Raw genomic sequence first — 19,109 nt, 5'->3', positions numbered from 1 at the left:
AGTATTTTTTCTCAAACACGACGCGGCTCGCCCTCGGCAATCTTGCGCATCAGGCTCAGGTAGCGACTCGCTGCCAGCCCCAGGGGGCGGTTCTTTACCCAGATGATATCGACCCATAACCGCATCTGACTTGGCATGTAGTCAAACACCACCTCCGTCAATGCACCCGAAGTGATTAAGGGTTGTACCAGCGGCTGTGGAAGATAAGCCCAGCCCAATCCTTGCTGCACCAGGTCCAGCGTTGCCAGGTAATTGTCGCTGTGCCAAATGCGCCGTGACAGCACAACACGTGGATCAGAGTCGGTAGGTCCTCCAGTGGCCACGATGATCTGCCGAACGTTGACCAGTTGCTCTTCACTTAAGGGGCTTTTCTTGCCGGCGGCGGCAGGATGATCAGGAGAGGCAACGGCCACCAGCAACTGGCTTCCCGCCTCAAGAAACGTCTCGCGCTCGTCGAGCCCTGGTCGTTCAAATCCAAGTGCCAATTGCACACGTCCCTCATGGAGCATGCGCATCGCTTCCGGATGGGACGCGGAGCGAATCTCGATTTCAAGCGTGGGGAACTCGCTGGCGATAATGGACAGCGGACGATTCCATACGCCTGTTTGCAACTCCGGCGCCATCGCAAGGACCAGGCGCTCCTCCAACCCTTGATGAAGCTGGAGAGCATGGGCGTCCAGCAGGTTTAGCTGGCTGGCGACCTGTCGTGCCTGGGGCTCAAGTGCTTTGGCGGCGGCTGTAGGAATGGCTTTGCGGGTTGATCGGTCAAAAAGTAATAAATCCAGCTCTGCTTCAAGCTGCGACACCGCCATGTTGATGGCCGAGGGTACCCGGCCCAATTTGCGTGCGGCGGCAGAAAAGGAGCCGCTGTCGACAACCGCAAGGAAAACTTTCAGTGACTCACTGGTAAACGCCATGGTGGTTGTCAGATTTTCTGATGATGATCGTCTTTATTTATCAGATTTATTAGCCTAATTTCCACTTCTATTACAAGTTAAGTACGTGGGGAACACCATGTTAAATACTGATTTGAGGGGGGCAAGTGGCACTTATCAGTGGTGCCGGAAGTGAAGCGGGTATTGGTATGGCGATCGCACGCAGGCTGGGTGCAGCGGGCGCGAGATTGATCATCACCGCTAGCAGCAACCGCATCGAGGATCGAGTTAAAGAGTTACTCGCAGAAGGGTTTGAAGTTGAAGGCCGGGCAACTGACCTAACCGATGAACGTCAGGTGCGTGAATTCGGCCTATGGGCCGCGTCAGTCTGGGGGCGGGTCGATATTCTGGTGAACAATGCCGGTATGTCCATGCAAGGAAGCCCTGAAGTTTTCTCGGAATTGGCAACGATGGAACTGCATGAGTGGAATCTTTCACTGGCCAGAAACGTAACGACCGCTTTTCTTCTGACACGGGCCGTTTTGCCCGGTATGAGGGCGAGAAGTTACGGGCGCATTGTCAATATCAGTTCCACCACGGGCACCCGAGGGAGCAATCCGGGGGAAGCCGCTTATAGCGCCGCCAAGGCAGCGATGGTGGGCATGAACATGGGGCTTGCGCTTGAAGTCGCCAAGCAGGGGATTACCGTCAACAGCGTGGCCCCCGGCTGGATCACCACGGGCTCAACCACGCCCGTTGAAGCCGAGGCGGGGCGCTTCACCCCGATTGGGCGCGCAGGCAGCCCCCGCGAAGTGGCGGCGGCGGTTGCATTTCTGGCATCGCCTGACGCCAGTTACATCACTGGGGAAGTCCTCGTAGTGGATGGCGGTAACTGTCTGGTCGAGAACAAAGCCCCTCACGGCGATTATTAAGTTTGAATACGCTTTAGCGCGCTCAATCCACGATATTGGGCGGGGGCTATAACCGAGATTTATAAAAGCGCGATGTATCAAAGAACCGTTGAGTTCTTTGAGCTGTATCCGGCTGTCATTCAGCAACGGACTTTTAATTAAGTTGATAATTAACATAGGGTATTGATCATGTCGAAAAGTGGAATTAGTGAATCAGCGATTGCTGCTTTTACCGCCTCCGAGCGTGCCCGGTTTATAGAAAACAACCCAACTTCACTGGCGCTGGCCGAGCGCGCCAAGGCGAATCTGTTCAACGGTGTGCCCATGCACTGGATGAGCGACTGGTCGATGCCTTCGCCGCTCTTCGTACAGCGTGCAAAAGGGGCGCGCTTCACCGACGTTGACGGGCATGAATACATAGACTTTTGCCTTGGCGACACCGGCACGATGTTTGGTCATTCACCTGATCCTATTGTCCGCGCCATAACCGAGCAGGCGAATAATGGCTTGACCACGATGCTGCCGGGCGAAGACGCGGTGGTCTGCGGCGAGTTGCTGGCTCGGCGATTCAAGCTGCCTTACTGGCAAGTGACCGCCAATGCGACTGACGCCAACCGGTATGTGCTGCGCTGGGCGCGCGCGATCACCCAGCGCAACGTCTTGCTGGTGTTCGATGGCTGCTACCACGGCACCGTGGATGACGTGATGGTGCGCTACCGCGACGGCAAAACAGTGCACCGTTCAGGTCTTGTGGGCCAAGCCTACGACTTGAGCCAATACAGTCGATCCATCCCCTTCAACGATGTCGCCGCACTGGAGGCGGCGTTAGCCCAGGGCGATGTGTGCGCGCTGATGTGCGAGCCGGCGATGACGAACATTGGCATGGTCCTGCCGGATCCGGGGTTCATGCAAAAGTGCCGAGAGCTGACCCTTAAATATGGCAGCCTGTTGGTCATTGATGAGACCCACACTATTTCCACCGGCCTCGGTGGATGCACTCGCCAGTGGGATTTGAAACCCGACTTTTTCGTGGTGGGTAAACCCATTGCAGGTGGCGTGCCTTGCGCGGTGTTTGGCGTTAGCGAGCCAGTCGCCTCGGCTATGCGCGACGTCCAGAAGACCATCAGCGAGGAGAGCGGCGGGCATGGCCACAGTGGCATGGGAACGACGCTGTCCGCCAATGCCCTGGCGATGCGTTGCATGCGCGTCAGTCTTGAAGAGGTCATGACAGAGTCTGCATACGAGCACATGTTGCCCCTGGCCTCAAGGCTGGCCCAGGGATTTCGAGAGTTGTTCAAGCGGCACCAACTGAACTGGTCTGTCACAGAGTTGGGCGCGCGTTGTGAGTTTCAATTCTGTGCTACCTCGCCAAGAACAGGCGCGCAAGCCGAGGCGGCTTTTCATGACAGCCTTCAAATGGCGCTGCATCTTTATCTCATCAACCGCGGAATCCTGATCACGCCTTTTCACAACATGACCCTGTGCTGTCCGCAAACAAGTGATGCGGATATCGACAGGCTGATCGCTGAGTTGGATAACGCGCTGACCACCCTGCTTGCCCTACCTGGCGCGCGGGTTATCGCTTCATAACTGCACGTCTGAAAACGCCATTGTTCTTAAATACTGCCAGTCGCTTGAATAAGCGCTAAGAGGTTTGACATGCAATTTGCGGATAAAAAAGAGGCCGTAGATTATCTGGCCGCCCACCCTGAAGTGCTGAGCATCGAGTTGTTCCTTATCGACGCGAATGGCGTTCCACGGGGCAAATTGTTGCATCGCGACGAACTGCTGGCGATCTACGAAAATGGTCGGCCATTGCCAAGCTCCATTCTCGCCTTGACCGTGCAGGGTGAAGACGTAGAAGACACAGGCTTGGTCTGGGATGTTGCTGACGCCGATTGTTGGACGTACCCCTTGGCGGGAAGCCTGACCTTGCAACCCTGGCGCACCAACCCCACCGGTCAAGTGCAGGTGAGCATGCACCCGACCCAAGGTATTCCCGCCGCACCGGCGGACCCGCGCCACGTACTGGTGAACACCATTGAGCGGCTGAAAGCCGATGGATTCCATCCGGTCATGGCCGTTGAGTTGGAGTTCTACCTGCTGGACCGACAACGCGACGTCAACGGTCGGCCGCAGCCGGCGTTGCAGACCAATGGCGTACGCCCTGTTGCTCCACAGGTCTATGGCGTATACGAGCTGGAGCAGCTTCAACCGTTTCTTGATGACCTCTACGCGGCGTGCGCGCTGCAGGGGTTGCCGGTACGTACGGCGATATCCGAGTACGCGCCAGGCCAGGTCGAGTTGACGCTGGAGCATCGTTTCGACGCACTCCAGGCCATTGATGAAGGCGTACGTTACAAACGCCTGGTCAAGGGGGTGGCCAACAAACATGGGCTGCAAGCGTGCTTCATGGCCAAGCCATTCAGCGATCAGGCCGGCAGCGGTATGCACCTGCACGTCAGCCTGGCCGACGAGCACGGGAATAACCTGTATGCGAGTGAAGACCCACAGGGTACGCCACTGTTGCGGCACTCCATCGGCGGGATGATGGAGACCTTGTTTGACTCGCTGGCGATATTTTGCCCCCATGCCAATTCCTATCGACGCTTCCAGACCGGTAGTTACGCGCCGCTGGCTAAGAGTTGGGGCGTCAACAACCGTACGGTGTCGTTCCGCGTGCCCAGCGGCCCCGCCATCAGTCGGCACATCGAACACCGCATTTGCGGTGCCGATGCCAACCCCTATCTCGCCGCTGCCGCGTTACTGGCGGGTATTCACCACGGCATCACTCATCAAAGCGATCCCGGCGCGGCGATTGTGGGGAATGGCTATGAACAGGCGACCGATTTTCTACCCACCGACTGGCTGACAGCGTTGCAGGCACTGCAACGCTCAACCTGGGCACGTGAGGCGCTGGGCGCTGAATTCCTGAAGGTGTTCCTGGCAATCAAGTGGCGCGAGTTCCGTCAATTCAATGCTGAAGTCGGAGAGCAGGACTGGCGCTGGTACCTCACTCACGCATGAATGTCGACCCGTCAGGACGACTTGAAACGGACCGCTGAGGCTACCTGACCTTTTTCTTGCGTGGCTGGCGCGTGGCCAAATGCTCGAAGCAAAAAGAGGCCGTGCCGAACACGGCGATTATGGTCAGCACGATCATGCCTAGGGTTGAGTTTTCCACGATGGGCGTCCTACGTGATGGAGTAGGCGTCCACGGTAGAGTTACGGCGAAAGCGCCTCAATAGACCCGACGCAATCCTTACGACGCCGGGCCCATTATTACGCACTCTTTACGGGGCGTTGCGGCTGTGGCGGTAATCGCTGACGGCCTCGTACACCGCCTTGCGCAAGCGGTTGATACCACCGATAGGGCGGTGTTCTTCCACGCCGAACCACGGGTTGAATGACTGGTTGTCACATGCCAGGTTCAGTTCAGGTGTATCGAAATCCTGAGCAGGGATCCGCACCTTGGCCACGCTTTCATAGGCCGCATCGCTTTCTTTCCACTCGATGCTGGTGTCTTCGATCGGCATGAATTTCTGCGGGTTCTGCCGCTGGATCTGCAGCACGAAACACGCCGGGACGCGGTCCGTGGACAACTGCTGGCTCAGGGCGCTGCGCAGGAAGTTCGGCAGGTCCTGGTTCTGTTTGGGCAGGACGTATTCCGGGCAGCTCTGCGGGTCTGGCGCCACGCGGAACTTGGCATTCGCCGCGCCGAACTTGTAGGGCGATACCGAGAAATACGTAGTTTGCGTCGGGCTTGCCGGGGCTGGTGCCAGGGTTGCCAGGGCGATAAATAGATGACGCACCTGCCAAGTGCGTGGGTCAGCCTTGGGGAAGAACGCCAAGACTTTTTTGCCATCGGCCTGGGCGCCGATGTTCTGCGCGTATTCCGCCACATCGCTGACAAAGAAGTTCGGATGGCTAAACATCACGAAGTCCTGTTCCGTGCGGGTCTGCTGGTCGGCCAGCAGTTGTTTGCCCGGCACGTCCAACAGCTTGAGCGCCATGCCCCGGGCATCGCGAATGCTGTCGAACTGCGGGTAGGCGTTGCCGTTGGACAACCGCATCATGGCCTGCCAGGTCTTGCCCGGTTCGGCGAATACACCCTGGCGTAATGCCGGGTCGAGATCCGCCAGTACGCTGACTTCGGCCTTCACGCAGCCGTGGGCCTTGGCATGGGCATCGCGCAGGTAGCGCGTGCCTTCGCGGTGCTGGTCAACGATGCGCACTGCCGTCTGGATGATGCCCTGAGTCATCGCGGCTTCACCTGCCGGGACGTGTTCATCCGGCGACACCGGCCCGCTGTGCTGCCAGGCATACCAGGCGGTAGCGGCCAGCCAGCCGAGCAAGCCCAGTCCGACCAGCCACAACAGGGTCTTGCCGAGAAACCTACCAATGCGCAGCCACAGGCGGGCGAGCAGGGACGGTTGGTCGTATCGAGATCGAATCATCATGGCAATTGTTGCTCCAGCGGGCCGCCCAGCACTTTGAGGTATTCCAGCAGCGCCCAGCGTTCCTGCGGCTGCAGGCCACGGCCGATGACGCCTTTGCCACGAGCGCCTGCACGGAATTCGTGGCCGCTGTTGTGGTTGCCGGTAATTTTGGTATCGAACAGAAAAGCATTCTTGAACGCCGCAGTCTCGAAGCCGAGATGGCGAGGGTCGTAGTCGAAGGTGCCTTTATAGAACGTGGTGCTGCGCTCGTCCTGGGGCGAGAGCAGTTGGTAGATCGTCGGCACCGAACCGTTATGCAGGAATGGCGGGGTGGCCCACACGCCCGCCAGTGGACGGGCCTTGTAGGCACGCAGCTCGCGCACGCCAATCGGAAGGCCAAAACCATCCAGGCGCGGGCGTTCGGCCGGTGTGACACCGGCGGCGCGGTAAGCGTGGTCTTCGACGAAGGCGGTGACATACGCCAGGCCCTTGGCCACGGACATTTTTTTCAGGTCCAGGGGTTCGGTTGGCGTCGGGTGCAATTGGACATTCAGCTTGGACAGCTCCGCAGGGTCCCATTGCAGGGCGCTGAGGTCATAGCGCTGGTCTGCGATGTTGGTGGCGGTGCCGGGGTCGGTACCGATGTAGTCCACCGGCAGCATTTTCAGTGTCTGCACAGGGCGGCCACCTTCCTGGCTGACGGTGGGCACGTGGCAGCCGGCGCAGTTCTCGGCGAACAGCGCGCGGCCCTGAGCGGCGAGGGGCTTGTCGATAGGCCCGAACAATTCTTCGGGCCAGGTGGGCGGTTTGAGGCGTTGCAAGGTTTCTTCGATCAGGTGGAGGTCGCGCACTCGTACGCTGGACGGGTAACGCGCATCGCCTTGAAGCGGTTGGCCAGCGCCATCGAAAAACGTCAGGGTCGCCCCCACACCGAGGGCTTCGCCGATATTCCGTGCCATCGGTTGCTGGGCCGAGCCGTTCCATTGCACCCAGTCGAAGGTCCAGATATCCCACAGCTGTGGGTAGTCCACAGGTGCGTTGGCGACGCGATAATTTTCCGGGGAGATGGCATCGCCGAAGCTGGCATTGGCAATGCGGCCAAACGCGTCGGTACGGCCCGGCCCTTCTTCGGTGGGGTAGAGGCCGCGGTGTGTATCGTTCCAGGCGACTTTTAGGAACTTGTTCAGCGACTGCTTGAAGTCCTGGCGCAGTTGGCTGTGTTCGGCGTCGTAACGATCACCCAGCACCTGACGGGCGAAGCGTTCGAATTTCCATGGGTTGTAATAAGTCGCTGCGAGGCTGGCGACCAAGGCCTGGCCAAAGCTGCCGCCGCGTAGTGTCGGCACGCTGGAGGGCAGCACATGCTGGGCCGAGCCGCCGTCAATCCGCAGGGCCTGACCCTTGAAGTGCAGCTCGCCGGTGTGGCAGGCGGCGCAGGTGATGTCCAAGTACTCAACGTTGCTGCCCGCGTTTTTATGTCGGGCAAAACCTACCGGCAGGTTGCCGGGGTTTTGCGCGGTGGGCACTTGCTTGGGATCCACAAGGAAACCGAAGCGCGCCAGGTACTCTGGCGTGGCAAAACGTCCCTCGGAGAACGGCAGCTCCAAGGCGGTGAACCAGTCGTAATGCAGGCCTTTTACCTGGGTGCCTTGGGGCGTGAAGTAATAGGTCTGGCGGTCGGCGGCGCTCCATTGATCCTGATAGTGCACCTGCTCCACGGGCACGTAGTTCGGTAGCTTGGGGTTAACGGTGTAATAGAGCACCACGGCCAGTGATAGGACCAGAATGGCGAATATCAGGAGTAAAACACGGGAAAAAATGCGCAAGATAACTATCCTTGTCGAGTTGTAGCGTTGTTATGCCACTACGCCATAAGTGCGGCAAGTGGCCATGAGCCTTATGAGAGGCGGTCCCGCGATCCGTCGCGGACGCCCATCATGAATGAAAATGCTTTTAAACACGTGAACTTATCGGAAGTTTCCTGCTCACATGCCGGTAGCCATTGGTCGTGGCCGCCTGATAAGCTCGCGACTTTATTCGAATGCCCTATTGGCGCATGAACAAGGAAATAGCATGAAACAGCATCGGTTGGCGGCGGCGGTGGCCCTGGTTAGCCTGGTACTTGCGGGTTGTGATTCGCAGACCAGCGTAGAGCTGAAAACCCCGGCGCAAAAAGCTTCCTACGGCATCGGCCTGAACATGGGCAAAAGCCTTGCTCAAGAAGGCATGGATGACCTGGATTCCAAAGCAGTAGCCCAGGGCATCGAAGATGCCGTTGGCAAGAAAGAGCAGAAGCTCAAAGACGACGAACTGGTTGAAGCGTTCGCCGCACTGCAAAAACGTGCTGAAGAACGCATGACCAAAATGAGCGAAGAGTCGGCAACCGCCGGCAAGAAATTCCTCGAAGACAACGCCAAGAAAGACGGCGTCGTCACCACCGCTTCCGGTCTGCAGTACAAGATCATCAAGAAAGCTGACGGCGCACAGCCTAAGCCGACTGACGTGGTGACTGTTCACTACACCGGTAAACTCACCAACGGCACCACCTTTGACAGCTCCGTGGATCGCGGCAGCCCGATTGACCTGCCGGTCAGCGGCGTGATTCCAGGTTGGGTCGAAGGCCTGCAACTGATGCACGTCGGCGAGAAGGTCGAGTTGTACATCCCGTCCGACCTGGCCTACGGCGCCCAGAGCCCAAGCCCGGCGATTCCAGCCAACTCCGTGCTGGTATTCGACCTGGAACTGCTGGCCATCAAGGACCCAGCCAAGGCTGAAGCTCCTGACGCACCAGCCGCCAAGAAGTAATAGGCGCCTGAACACACAACGCCCCGTCTCGACGGGGCGTTGTTGTTTCTGAAGCACTTACATTGCGGTTTGGGCAAATCCAAACGAACATCCCTGGCCAGTGGCAGTCTGATATAAGGCTAAGGCAGCACTAGCCGCACACAACCGCCAAGTCAATGAAATCTTGGGTTTTTTTGATGTGCGCAAAAAACGCCCGATCTGACTGAAAGCCTTTTAAACCGTGGCTTTCAGCCAGTAAAACAGGCTCTGTTCACAAGGTTATCCACAATTTGTGTGGATAACCTTTCTGTTTGATGGAACTGGAGTGACAGATGAAACCACCCTTCAATTTCACCCGTTTCCTACCCATGGCTGCACGCTTGCTGGGCCGTGGGCGCCTGCCGACTCTGCTGTTCGCGGTGGCCGCCAAGGGGTCAAGCCAGGGCAATCGCCTGGGCAAGCTCAAGGATGATTTCAAACTGCTCCAGGCCCTGTGCCTCGCGTACTGGCGGGGAGAGTATCGGGCGATCAGCCCCAAGGCGCTGATCTCGGTGGTAGCGGGGCTGATGTACTTCCTCAGCCCGATTGATGCGATTCCGGACTTTATCCCGATGTTCGGCATGCTCGATGATATCGCCGTACTTGCGTGGGTCATGAAGACCCTAGAGGGCGAACTGAGCGCTTTTCGCGCCTGGCGTGATGCGCAGCGCCCGGAAAAGCTCGCGGTGGTTGAGCGTTTGCCTGCGACACCGGCCTTGCTGGCTAAGGAAAACCCGCAAAAAAACGGATGAGGCAGCTATCCCCTGCGACCTTTGTGGCTGTTAGGATTACACTCCTAAGGAAAGAGCTTACTCAGTAAGTGCAGTTATCCTACGGGGCAGTCATGGATATTCAGATAATTTCACGCAATGGCGAACCCGAGTACGCGGTGTTGCCATGGGATCAGTACCAGGCGCTGCTAAAAGCTGCCGGTCAGCAACAGCCTTCACCGCCTCATTCTCCTACTGTCCAAGCCGCACCTGACCAGGACTTGCGCCCGCTCGCAGACCTGCGCGGTTTGCGTGAAAACAAGGGCCTGGCGATTGAAGTGCTGGCTCGCACCGTGGGCATCAGCCCGTCGTATCTCGGATTGATCGAAAGTGGTGAACGTCAGCCGGATGCCGCGATACGACGCAGCCTGGCCTGGGAATTGGGCGTTGCAGGTTGGAGGGATGAATCTTGAGCCTACGTATCAGCCGTCAGCATTGGGATGGGTTACTTAACGAACTGGACCAGGCGCGCCGCCAGCGCCATCTGTTGACTTACCGCGCGCTGCTGGAGCGCCTGCAGTTTCCGACGCCGGCGATGCAAACCCTGGCCGCTGCTCTGGAGCACCTAGCGGCACTGGACGCCAAGGCTGAGCAACCGTTGCGCAGCTCCCTGGTGATCAGCCAGGGCGCCAGCCGCCTGCCGCGTACCGGCTTCTTTGAATGCGTGGAGCGCCTCGGGCGCTTCAGCGGACCCTCCGATGGCGTGGCCGCGGCGTCCTGGCATGCCTCCGAAGTGGTGCGGGTGTTCGAATACGAGTATCCGGAGTCGGCCGAGGCCTAAAGCGTCTGGGGCAACATGTCCATGCTGTCGATCACATGGATGCTGTAACCAGCCACATCCTTGGCATGGTGCTTGGCCTGCGACGCCAATTCCGCCAACTGGCTGGCATCGAGTTGTCCACAGGCCTGTGGATACAAATGCACCACTCCAATCGACAACGACAGCAGCGCAAATTCCTGGCGCACGCCCTGACGGTTCAGCGCCACAAAGCAACCAGCGTCGAGATGCTCGGCGCGGTAGAAACGCCGGCATTGGGTATGGAAGTCATCCAGCAACTGGTTGAGCCGCTTGCGCCATTCCTGTGGCCCTAGCACCAGCAGAAAATCATCGCCGCCGATATGCCCGACGAAGTCGCGGCTGGGGTCGACCCGGTCGTTCAAGCACTGCGCCAGGCACAGCAACACCTCATCCCCACGCCCGTAGCCGTAGATGTCATTGAACGGTTTGAAGCTGTCGATATCCACGTAGCAGATCACTGACTCGCGCTGTTGCTGCAACAGCCGTGTCAGGCACTGCTGGATCGGTACATTGCCGGGCAGCAGCGTCAGCGGGTTGGCGTAGCGGGCCTGTTGGATTTTCAACTCGGTGATCAGCTTAAGCACATCGATCACTCGGCCCAGGCCCAGGTAATCGCCATTGAGCGTGATGATGAAGTCTTCCTCGATACGTTGCCTTGCGCGGCTGGTCAGCAAGCGGCTGACCTGCTGCAGTGACTGGCTCAGCTCCACCGCCAGAAAGTCAGTGCTCATCAAGCGACTTATGGGTTTGCGAGCGAACAGGTCAGTGGCAAACGGCTTGAGCAGCGCGTCGGACAGCGAGTGCCGATGGACGATCCCAACGGGGTGCCCACGCTCATCCAGCACCGCCAGGGAGTTGAGGTTGGCCTGGCGGCGGAATGCTTCCAGCACCTTGGCCGTGGCGGTGCCTTGATCCACTGCCGGTTGCTCATTGAGCAGGGCGCTGAGGTCGCTGCCTTCGTCGTTGAGCGTCACCGTGGTCTGGTCCGGCTTGGGCAACATCAGCCGTGCTTCTTGTGGCGGTTGTTCCTGTGGACGGCAGAGCAGGTAACCCTGCACCAGATCGACGCCCATCTCAGTCAACACCGCCAGCTCTTCCGGCAATTCAATACCTTCGGCGATGACCTGGGCACGGGAGGCCCTGGCGATTTGCAGGATCGAACCGACAAACTCGCGCTTGAGTGCATCCTGATGAATGCCGTCGATGAAGTGCCGGTCGATTTTCACGTAGTCCGGACGTAACTCCGACCATAAGCGCAGGCTGGAATAGCCGGCACCCAGATCATCCAAGGCAATTGAAAAGCCCATGTTGCGGTAATGGTGCAGGGCGGTTTGCAATAGGTCGAAATCGTCGGTGGGGGTTTGCTCGGTGAGTTCGATCACCACTTGGCTCGGCGGAATGCCGAAGTCGCGCAGCAGTTGCAGGGTGCGTCCCGGTTGGTGCGCCGTTTCCATCAAGGATTCCGGCGAGATATTCAGGAACAGCTTGCCTGGAAGCTTTTGATCGCTGAAGCGTCGGCACGCGCTTTCGCGGCATGCCATTTCCAATTCGCTGAGGCGCCCGGTTTGCCTGGCCACCGAGAAAAGCGCAACGGGGGAGTGCAGAGGGCTGTTGGACGGGCCACGACTAAGGGCTTCGTAGCCGAGGATGCGCCGTTCGGACAGGCAGATGATCGGTTGGAACAGGCTGTGCAAACTGCGTTGAGCCAGGATAGAGCCCAATGCATTCAGCTGTTCGGTCATGGTCATGGTGATCTCGATCGAAAAAAAGGACCGCAGGCGATGAGCCTGCGGTCCTTCATTTCACGACAGAATGATGTCTATATGATGACACTCTGGGGAGCGATCACGTTAAATCGCCATCATTTACTGCTTGGCTACCTGCTTGGTGATTTTCAGGTAGTCCAGCAGGATCCGGCCTGTCTCGGCCAGGTACGCATCGTCTTCCGGCTTGGTTTTATCCGCTTCGGTCGGCAGCGCGTCTTCGTCTTCTTTCTTCAGCTCCTTGAGTGGTTCTTCGCCCTTGGCCTTGCGGCGGACGTTCTCCAGCACAAGCTGCTTGTTTTCGATATCGCTGTGCTGCGCGCGACGGTCCACTTCATTGAGGCTGACGGTTTTTTCTTCCATCAACTTCTTGGCCAGGGCCAGCTTGTCGCGGATGAACACAAACTCGGCATCCTTGGCGGAGCGGGTATCGTGGTCAGCTTTCAACTGTGCCAGGAACGGCTTGAATGGATCCGTAGCAGGCTTGATCGCCGGCCGGATGGTGTCCCACGGCATGGCTTCCGGCAGAGCGCTTTCGCCGATTTCCTTGGTGTCGATGATCGACGGGAAATCGATGTCCGGCAGCACGCCCTGATGCTGGGTGCTCTGCCCGGAAACCCGGTAGAACTTGGCCAACGTCAGCTTGAGCTCGCCATGGTTCAGCGGCTGGATCGTCTGCACGGTGCCTTTGCCGAAGGTCTGGCCGCCGATGATCAACGCGCGGTGATAGTCCTGCATGGCGCCGGCGAAAATTTCCGAGGCCGAGGCTGAGAGGCGGTTGACCAGCAGCGCCATCGGGCCTTTGTAGAAGGCGCCCGGGTTCTCGTCTTCAAGCACGTCCACACGGCCGTCAGCGTTGCGCACCAACACGGTCGGACCTTTGTCGATAAACAGGCTGGTCAGCTCGGTGGCTTCCTGCAGGGAGCCGCCGCCGTTGTTGCGCAGGTCGATGACCACGCCGTCGACTTTTTCCTTCTGCAGTTCAGTCAGGATTTTCTTCACGTCGCGAGTGGTGGACTTGTAGTCCGGGTCGCCAGCGCGGAAGGCCTTGAAGTCCAGGTAGAAGGCCGGGATTTCAATCACGCCCAGTTTGTAGTCCTTGCCATCCTGCTTGAGGTTGAGGACTTTCTTCTGCACCGCCTGGTCTTCGAGCTTCACCGCTTCACGGGTGATGGACACGATCTTGCTGGTCTGGTCGTTTGGCGCATTGGTGTGCGGAATCACTTCCAGGCGCACCACGCTGCCTTTCGGCCCACGGATCAGCTTGACCACTTCGTCCAGGCGCCAGCCGACCACATCGACCATCTCTTTGTCGGCCTGGGCCACACCGATGATCTTGTCCGCCGGAGCGACCTGCTTGGTCTTGTCTGCCGGACCGGCCGGCACCAGACGCACGATCTTCACTTGGTCATTGTCGCTTTGCAGGACGGCACCAATGCCTTCCAACGACAGACTCATATTGATATCGAAATTTTCCGCGTTATCTGGCGACAGATAATTGGTGTGCGGGTCGTAGGACATCGCGAAGGTGTTGATGTAGGCCTGGAAGATATCTTCTGCACGGGTCTGGTCCAGACGCGCCAACTGATTCTTGTAGCGCTTGGTCAACAGCTCCTGAATGGCCTTGGGCTCTTTGCCGGCGATCTTCAGGCGCAGCACTTCGTCCTTGACGCGTTTGCGCCACAGGTCATCGAGGGCGGCGGTGCTGGTCAGCCAAGGGGCGTCCTTGCGATCCACCAGAAGGGTTTCCTTCTGGGTGAAGTCGAGCTTGTCGACGCCTTTGTTCAGCTCAGCCAAGGCGAAATCCAGACGCGCTTTGACGCGGTCCAGGTAGCGCTTGTAGATGGTGAAGCCGGGCTGCAGGTCGCCGCTCTTGAGGAAATCGTCGAACTGGCTCTTCCACTTGTCGAACTCAGCGATATCGCTGGCCAGGAAGTAGCTGCGCGACGGATCCAGCAGCTTGAGGTAGCTGTCGTAGATGATCACCGAGCGAGCGTCGTCCAGCGGCGGCTTGCTGTAGTGATGGCGCTTAAGCAACTCGACCACGTTAAGGCTGGCAATCACCTCATCGCGATCCGGTTGAAGGTTGTCCCAGCTGTTGGCTGCGAACGTATTGGTCGACATCGACGCGAAGCCGAGACCAATGAAAAGAGCGAGGGCGGTGCTGGGGAACAGATGCTTCATGCTGATTCGACGCGGGGGCAATTGATAACGCATATTAGGCCGTCTTTGAAGTTGCCGGTTCCATAGGGGCCGGTCGCATAATGCAAAAAGCCCGCGCTACTGCTACGGGCTCAGTCCAGACTCACTATGGAGGCACTGTGAAAGCATTGCAAGGCGTTGAAGGTCATGTGGAGTGGTTGGACGAACCAAGTCCTACATGTGACGTAGGCCAAGTTCGCATTCGCGTGGCGGCTGCGGGTCTTAATCGCGCCGATTTATTACAGCGTGCCGGGCTCTATCCGCCACCCCCTGGCGCCAGCTCTGTGCTGGGCCTGGAATGTTCCGGGGTGATCAGCGAAGTGGGGCCTGGTTCCTCGTGGCAAGTGGGGGATCGAGTCTGTGCGCTGCTCGCCGGTGGTGGCATGGCCGAAGAGGTGGTGGTAGATACTCGCCATGTGCTGCCGGTGCCGGAAGGTCTGTCGTTGATTGAAGCGGCGGCCTTGCCTGAGGTGTACAGCACTGCATGGCTCAATCTGTTCCAACTGGCGGGCCTCAAGCCCGGTGAGAAAGTGCTGCTGCATGCCGGTGCCAGTGGCGTGGGCTCGGCGGCGATCCAACTGTGCAAGGCGTTTGGCAGCCCGTGCTGGGTCAGCGTCGGCTCGGCGCAACGCCTGGCTTACTGTGAAGACCTGGGCGCCCAGGGCGGCGTGGTACGTACCGATGGGATCGAAGGGCTGCGGGATTTCGGGCCGTTTGATGTGATCCTTGACCCGGGTCGGCGGCAGCTATGCGGCGCTGGATCTAAAGCTGCTGGCGCTGGACGGCCGTTGGGTGTTGATCGGTTTGATGGGCGGTCGCGAAGCGCAGTTGGACCTGGCCCAAGTGCTGGGCAAGCGTATCCAGTTGTTGGGCTCGACCCTGCGCAGCCGTGACGATCAGTTCAAGGCAGACCTGTTCAGTGACTTGAGCCTGCATGTCTGGCCGTTGTTTGCCGAAGGGCGCTTGAGCCCGCAGTTGGCCAAGACCTTCCCAATCAAGGATGCCGAGGCGGCGTTTGCTGAGCTTGCGACTAACCAGATTTCAGGGAAGTTGGTGTTGGTGATCGACGAAAGCGTGACCTGACCTTGAATTGAAATGCGACCAAATGGGGAGGGGGCTTGCTCCCGATAACCGTGTGTCAGTGAAGAATATTTCATCTGACCCACCGGCATCGGGAGCAAGCCCCCTCCACATTCGCCTGATTGGATTTCAATTCAAGATAGCGGGTGTCAGATCCAATGGTGGATTGGCCAACCAGCCTTCTCTGCATGCTCGCGCAGCACCGGATCCGGGTTCACCACCTGCGGGTGATCCACCTTCAGCAGCAACGGCAGATCATTGCGCGAATCCGAATAGAAGTACGCGCCATCCAATGTCTCACGTTCCTGCTCCAGCCAATCCAGCAATCGCGTGATCTTGCCTTCGCGGTAGGTGAGTACACCCACGGTACGGCCGCTGTACACGCCACGGCTCACGTCCAGATCAATCCCCAACACCTCATCAATACCGATTCGCGCCGCAATCGGTTTCACCAAATGCGTTCCCGATGCCGAAATCACCAAAATCCGGTCGCCATTCGCACGATGCCTGGCGATGGTCTTGGTGGCCTCGCTGTAGATCAGCGGTTCAATCACGTCCTCCACCCATGGCTCGACCAGGTGATCGATCTCTTCCGGGGTGCGGCCGATCATTGGCTCCAGGCTGAAGTCCATGAAGTCCTCCATGGCCAGTTCGCCGCGGCTGTAGGCGTCCATCAGTTCGTTGTTCCTGCGCATAAACGACTCGGGGTCGACCCATCCCAGGCGGCCCATCTGCTCGCTCCACAGGGTGGCGCAGTCGCCGTGGATCAGGGTGTCGTCCAGATCAAAAATTACCAATGCCATCCGTCACGCTCTCTTTGTAAATCGTTGCATCAGGCTACTTCACACAGCGCACTGGGGTCGATGGAAAGTGCCAGGCGTTGACCATCCGGGTGAAGATCGTCCGCCGAGCGGTTGAGCACATCGACCACCAGTTCCACGCCGCGCGCTTCGATGCGGTAGCGGATCACGTTGCCCAGCAGGCTGTGGCTGCGCACCAGTGCATCCAGTTCGCCGCTGCGGCTCAATTCGATGGCTTCGGGGCGAATCGCGATGCGCCCACTGATCGGGCGTTGCAGCAATTGGCTGGCCTTGTCGGCGTCGAGCAGGTTGTAGTTGCCGATAAAACCGGCGGCGAACACGTCAACTGGCGCCGTGTAGAGGGTCTCGGCATCGCCGCTTTGCACGATCTTGCCCTGGTTCATCAGGAAGATGCGGTCGGACATGGTCAGGGCTTCTTCCTGATCATGGGTCACGAAAATCGTGGTCAGCCCCAGTTCGCGCTGGATCTGGCGAATCTGCTCACGCAGGTGCTTGCGAATGCGTGCATCCAGCGCCGACAGCGGCTCATCCAGCAGCAGCAGGCGTGGGCGTGTCACCAGGGAGCGGGCGAGGGCCACGCGCTGGCACTGGCCGCCAGACATCTGGTGCGGGTAGCGCCCGGCCAGGTCTTTGAGCTCTACCAGTTGCAGTACTTCCTGCACGCGCTTGTGGCTGTCGTCGGCGTTGACCTTTTGCATGCGCAGACCGAAGGCGACGTTCTGTTCCACGGTCATGTTGGGGAACAGCGCGTAGCTCTGAAAGACCATGCCGATGTTTCTTTTCTGCGGGCTCAGCGGAACGATGTCCTGGCCATCAAGCAGAATTTTCCCACTGTCCACCGAGGTCAGACCTGCAATGCAGCGCAGCAGCGTGGACTTGCCGCACCCGGACGGGCCGAGCAGGGTGACGAACTCGCCTTTGGCAATTTCGCAGTTGATATCGCTAAACACGGGAGTACCGGAGTAGCCCTTTTGCAAGTGTTGGACGCTGACGAAGCTCATTGGCTTTTGTCCTTGTTCAAGATATTGGCGGCCCAGGTCAGCACCAGCACAAAGAAGAAATAGGAAATGACCACGGCACTGGTGAAGTGTCCGCTGCTGTTGCGCATGTTGTTGAGGTACACCTGCAGGGTCTCGTAGCGGGTGCCCACCAGGATGTTGGCGAACACGAACTCGCCGAACAGGAACGAGAACGACAGCAGCAGCGCCACCATCAAGCCTTTGCGCAGGTTGGGCAGCACGACGAAGATCGCCGCTTGCCAAGTGCTGGCGCCCAGCAGTTGGGAGGCGTCCATCAGGTCGCGCAAGTTGATGGCTTGCAGGTTGTTGGTGATCGCCCGGTACATGAACGGCAGCGCCACGGTGAAGTAGCAGCCGATCAAAATCCATGGCGTGCCCACCATTGCCAACGGCCCGGAACCATAGAGTTGCAGCAGGCCCACCGATGACACCACTGGCGGCACCGCGAAGGGCAGCAGGATCAGGATGTTCATCAGCGCGTCGAGCTTGGGAAAGTGGTAATGCACCACGAACAGCAGCGGCAGAATGAGCACCACCGACAGGATCAACGCGCCCACGCACACTAGCAGCGACTGCCCGAAGGCCATCAGAAAGCGCGGGTCGCTCCAGAGCTGCACGTACCACTTCACGGTGAAGCCCGCCGGCAGGATGGTTGCCGACCAACTACTGGCAATCGAGTAAACGAACGTGCCCACCAACGGCAATACCAGGATCGCAAAGAGCAGGTACACCACCACGCGGTGGTAAAGGGAGGCCGGGCCGGCTTCAGCGCGAGACATGGTAGCTCCTCTTGAGCAGCAGTTGATGGACCACGGTGATCACGGTCATCAGCGCCACCAGCACAACGGCCAAGGCGCTGGCCATGTTCGGATCCAGGGACACATCGCCGGAGACCAGCCCTGCGATACGGATTGGCAGCACGTTGAAGTTGCCGGTGGTCAAGGCGTAGACCGTGGCGTAGGCGCCCAAGGCATTGGCGAGCAGGATCACGAAGGTGCCCAGCAGCGCAGGCGTCAGCACCGGTAAACCAATGTGCCGCCAGAACTGCCAGCCATTCGCGCCGAGCAACGACGCGGACTCACGCCAGTCTTCACGCAGCGCATCGAAGGCCGGGTACAACAGCAACACGCCGAGGGGGATCTGGAAGTAGGTGTAGAGGATGATCAGCCCGGTCTTGGAATACAGGTTGAAGTCCTGAATGATCCCGGCCTGCTTGAGCATGAGAGTGATGCTGCCGTTGAACCCCAGCAAAATGATGAACGCGAACGCCAGGGGGACGCCGGCGAAGTTGCTCGTCATGTTGGCGAAGGCGGTAACGAAGTTGCGCAGCGGCCCATCGACGCGGCGTAGCGAATAACTGCCGAGAGTGGCGATGATGATGCCGAAAATGCTGGAGTAAAAACTGATCTCCAGGCTGAACTGGATCGCTTGCCGGTAGAACTTCGAGCTGAAGATCCGGGTGAAGTTTTCCAGACCCCAGCCGGCCTCTTCGGTTTGCAGGCTGTTGATCAGCACCCACACCAGCGGTGCGATCTCGAACACGATAAAGAACAGCGCGAAGGGCACCAGGCACAGCAATGCCAGCCATTTGCCGCGAGTCATGGCAT

At 58.9% G+C, this 19,109-nt stretch carries 16 protein-coding genes and 1 pseudogene; 8 read left to right on the top strand and 9 right to left on the bottom strand.

Annotated elements, in window-relative coordinates; genetic code table 11:
* Positions 1-11: 11 nt before the first annotated feature.
* On the bottom strand, positions 12-917 hold the full coding sequence (locus AB4N82_RS00915; protein WP_032885989.1) for a LysR family transcriptional regulator: 906 nt from the start codon (positions 915-917) through the stop codon (positions 12-14).
* 167 nt (positions 918-1,084) lie between these two features.
* Here AB4N82_RS00915 and AB4N82_RS00910 point away from each other — a divergent pair, with 167 nt between their 5' ends.
* The 3 genes from AB4N82_RS00910 to AB4N82_RS00900 all read left to right on the top strand — a co-directional run bounded on the left by AB4N82_RS00910 (position 1,085) and on the right by AB4N82_RS00900 (position 4,813).
* Positions 1,085-1,807 (top strand): SDR family NAD(P)-dependent oxidoreductase, encoded by a 723-nt coding sequence (locus AB4N82_RS00910; protein ID WP_460105106.1) that lies wholly within the window; start codon positions 1,085-1,087, stop codon positions 1,805-1,807.
* 168 nt (positions 1,808-1,975) lie between these two features.
* Positions 1,976-3,376: an aspartate aminotransferase family protein gene (locus AB4N82_RS00905; RefSeq protein WP_122680071.1), complete on the top strand. Its 1,401-nt coding sequence runs from the start codon at positions 1,976-1,978 to the stop codon at positions 3,374-3,376.
* 69 nt (positions 3,377-3,445) lie between these two features.
* Complete coding sequence (locus tag AB4N82_RS00900; RefSeq protein ID WP_122764336.1) at positions 3,446-4,813, top strand: glutamine synthetase family protein; 1,368 nt, start codon at positions 3,446-3,448, stop codon at positions 4,811-4,813.
* A 266-nt stretch (positions 4,814-5,079) separates the two neighbouring features.
* Here AB4N82_RS00900 and AB4N82_RS00895 read toward each other — a convergent pair whose 3' ends face one another.
* Positions 5,080-6,246, bottom strand: coding sequence for a catalase family protein (locus tag AB4N82_RS00895; RefSeq protein ID WP_122752742.1), 1,167 nt, complete (start codon positions 6,244-6,246; stop codon positions 5,080-5,082).
* Positions 6,243-8,051 carry a di-heme-cytochrome C peroxidase gene (locus AB4N82_RS00890; protein ID WP_032885994.1) on the bottom strand — a complete coding sequence of 603 codons (1,809 nt, stop codon included), beginning with the start codon at positions 8,049-8,051 and terminating at the stop codon, positions 6,243-6,245. Before AB4N82_RS00890 ends, AB4N82_RS00895 begins: the two co-directional genes overlap by 4 nt.
* A 247-nt stretch (positions 8,052-8,298) precedes the next feature.
* Here AB4N82_RS00890 and AB4N82_RS00885 point away from each other — a divergent pair, with 247 nt between their 5' ends.
* The 4 genes from AB4N82_RS00885 (at position 8,299) to AB4N82_RS00870 (ending at position 10,599) form a co-directional block, all read left to right on the top strand.
* Complete coding sequence (locus tag AB4N82_RS00885; RefSeq protein ID WP_032885995.1) at positions 8,299-9,030, top strand: FKBP-type peptidyl-prolyl cis-trans isomerase; 732 nt, start codon at positions 8,299-8,301, stop codon at positions 9,028-9,030.
* 311 nt (positions 9,031-9,341) lie between these two features.
* Positions 9,342-9,800, top strand: coding sequence for a YkvA family protein (locus tag AB4N82_RS00880; protein ID WP_010211619.1), 459 nt, complete (start codon positions 9,342-9,344; stop codon positions 9,798-9,800).
* A 92-nt stretch (positions 9,801-9,892) separates the two neighbouring features.
* The gene (locus AB4N82_RS00875; RefSeq protein WP_122680067.1) at positions 9,893-10,231 is read left to right on the top strand and encodes a helix-turn-helix domain-containing protein; all 339 of its coding nucleotides are present in this window, start codon (positions 9,893-9,895) and stop codon (positions 10,229-10,231) included.
* On the top strand, positions 10,228-10,599 hold the full coding sequence (locus AB4N82_RS00870) for a hypothetical protein (protein WP_005786715.1): 372 nt from the start codon (positions 10,228-10,230) through the stop codon (positions 10,597-10,599). Before AB4N82_RS00875 ends, AB4N82_RS00870 begins: the two co-directional genes overlap by 4 nt.
* Here AB4N82_RS00870 and AB4N82_RS00865 read toward each other — a convergent pair.
* Positions 10,596-12,365 carry a bifunctional diguanylate cyclase/phosphodiesterase gene (locus AB4N82_RS00865; protein ID WP_032886476.1) on the bottom strand — a complete coding sequence of 590 codons (1,770 nt, stop codon included), beginning with the start codon at positions 12,363-12,365 and terminating at the stop codon, positions 10,596-10,598. The two genes, AB4N82_RS00870 and AB4N82_RS00865, sit on opposite strands and share 4 nt — an antisense overlap.
* Before the next feature lie 117 nt (positions 12,366-12,482).
* A complete protein-coding gene (locus tag AB4N82_RS00860) occupies positions 12,483-14,564 on the bottom strand; it encodes a carboxy terminal-processing peptidase (protein WP_177434250.1) in 2,082 nt (693 codons plus the stop codon).
* 137 nt (positions 14,565-14,701) lie between these two features.
* Here AB4N82_RS00860 and AB4N82_RS00855 point away from each other — a divergent pair.
* A pseudogene (locus AB4N82_RS00855) lies at positions 14,702-15,665 on the top strand (zinc-binding dehydrogenase).
* Positions 15,666-15,811: 146 nt separating this feature from the next.
* Here the strand turns inward: AB4N82_RS00855 and AB4N82_RS00850 are convergent.
* From AB4N82_RS00850 to AB4N82_RS00835, 4 genes are read right to left on the bottom strand one after another with little or no spacing between them, the layout of a single operon-like run.
* A complete protein-coding gene (locus AB4N82_RS00850) occupies positions 15,812-16,465 on the bottom strand; it encodes an HAD family hydrolase (RefSeq protein WP_122680065.1) in 654 nt (217 codons plus the stop codon).
* A 29-nt stretch (positions 16,466-16,494) separates the two neighbouring features.
* Complete coding sequence (locus AB4N82_RS00845; RefSeq protein ID WP_032886002.1) at positions 16,495-17,484, bottom strand: ABC transporter ATP-binding protein; 990 nt, start codon at positions 17,482-17,484, stop codon at positions 16,495-16,497.
* Positions 17,481-18,281, bottom strand: a complete 801-nt coding sequence (locus tag AB4N82_RS00840; RefSeq protein ID WP_032886004.1) for an ABC transporter permease — start codon at positions 18,279-18,281, stop codon at positions 17,481-17,483. Before AB4N82_RS00840 ends, AB4N82_RS00845 begins: the two co-directional genes overlap by 4 nt.
* Complete coding sequence (locus AB4N82_RS00835; RefSeq protein ID WP_163033160.1) at positions 18,268-19,104, bottom strand: ABC transporter permease; 837 nt, start codon at positions 19,102-19,104, stop codon at positions 18,268-18,270. The genes AB4N82_RS00840 and AB4N82_RS00835 overlap by 14 nt, the downstream gene beginning before the upstream one ends.
* Positions 19,105-19,109 lie beyond the last annotated feature (5 nt).

The sequence above is a fragment of the Pseudomonas sp. H1_D04 genome, from assembly GCF_054683855.1.
Note: the sequence above shows the minus strand (reverse complement) of the source record. Positions and strands in the feature narration are given on the sequence as shown.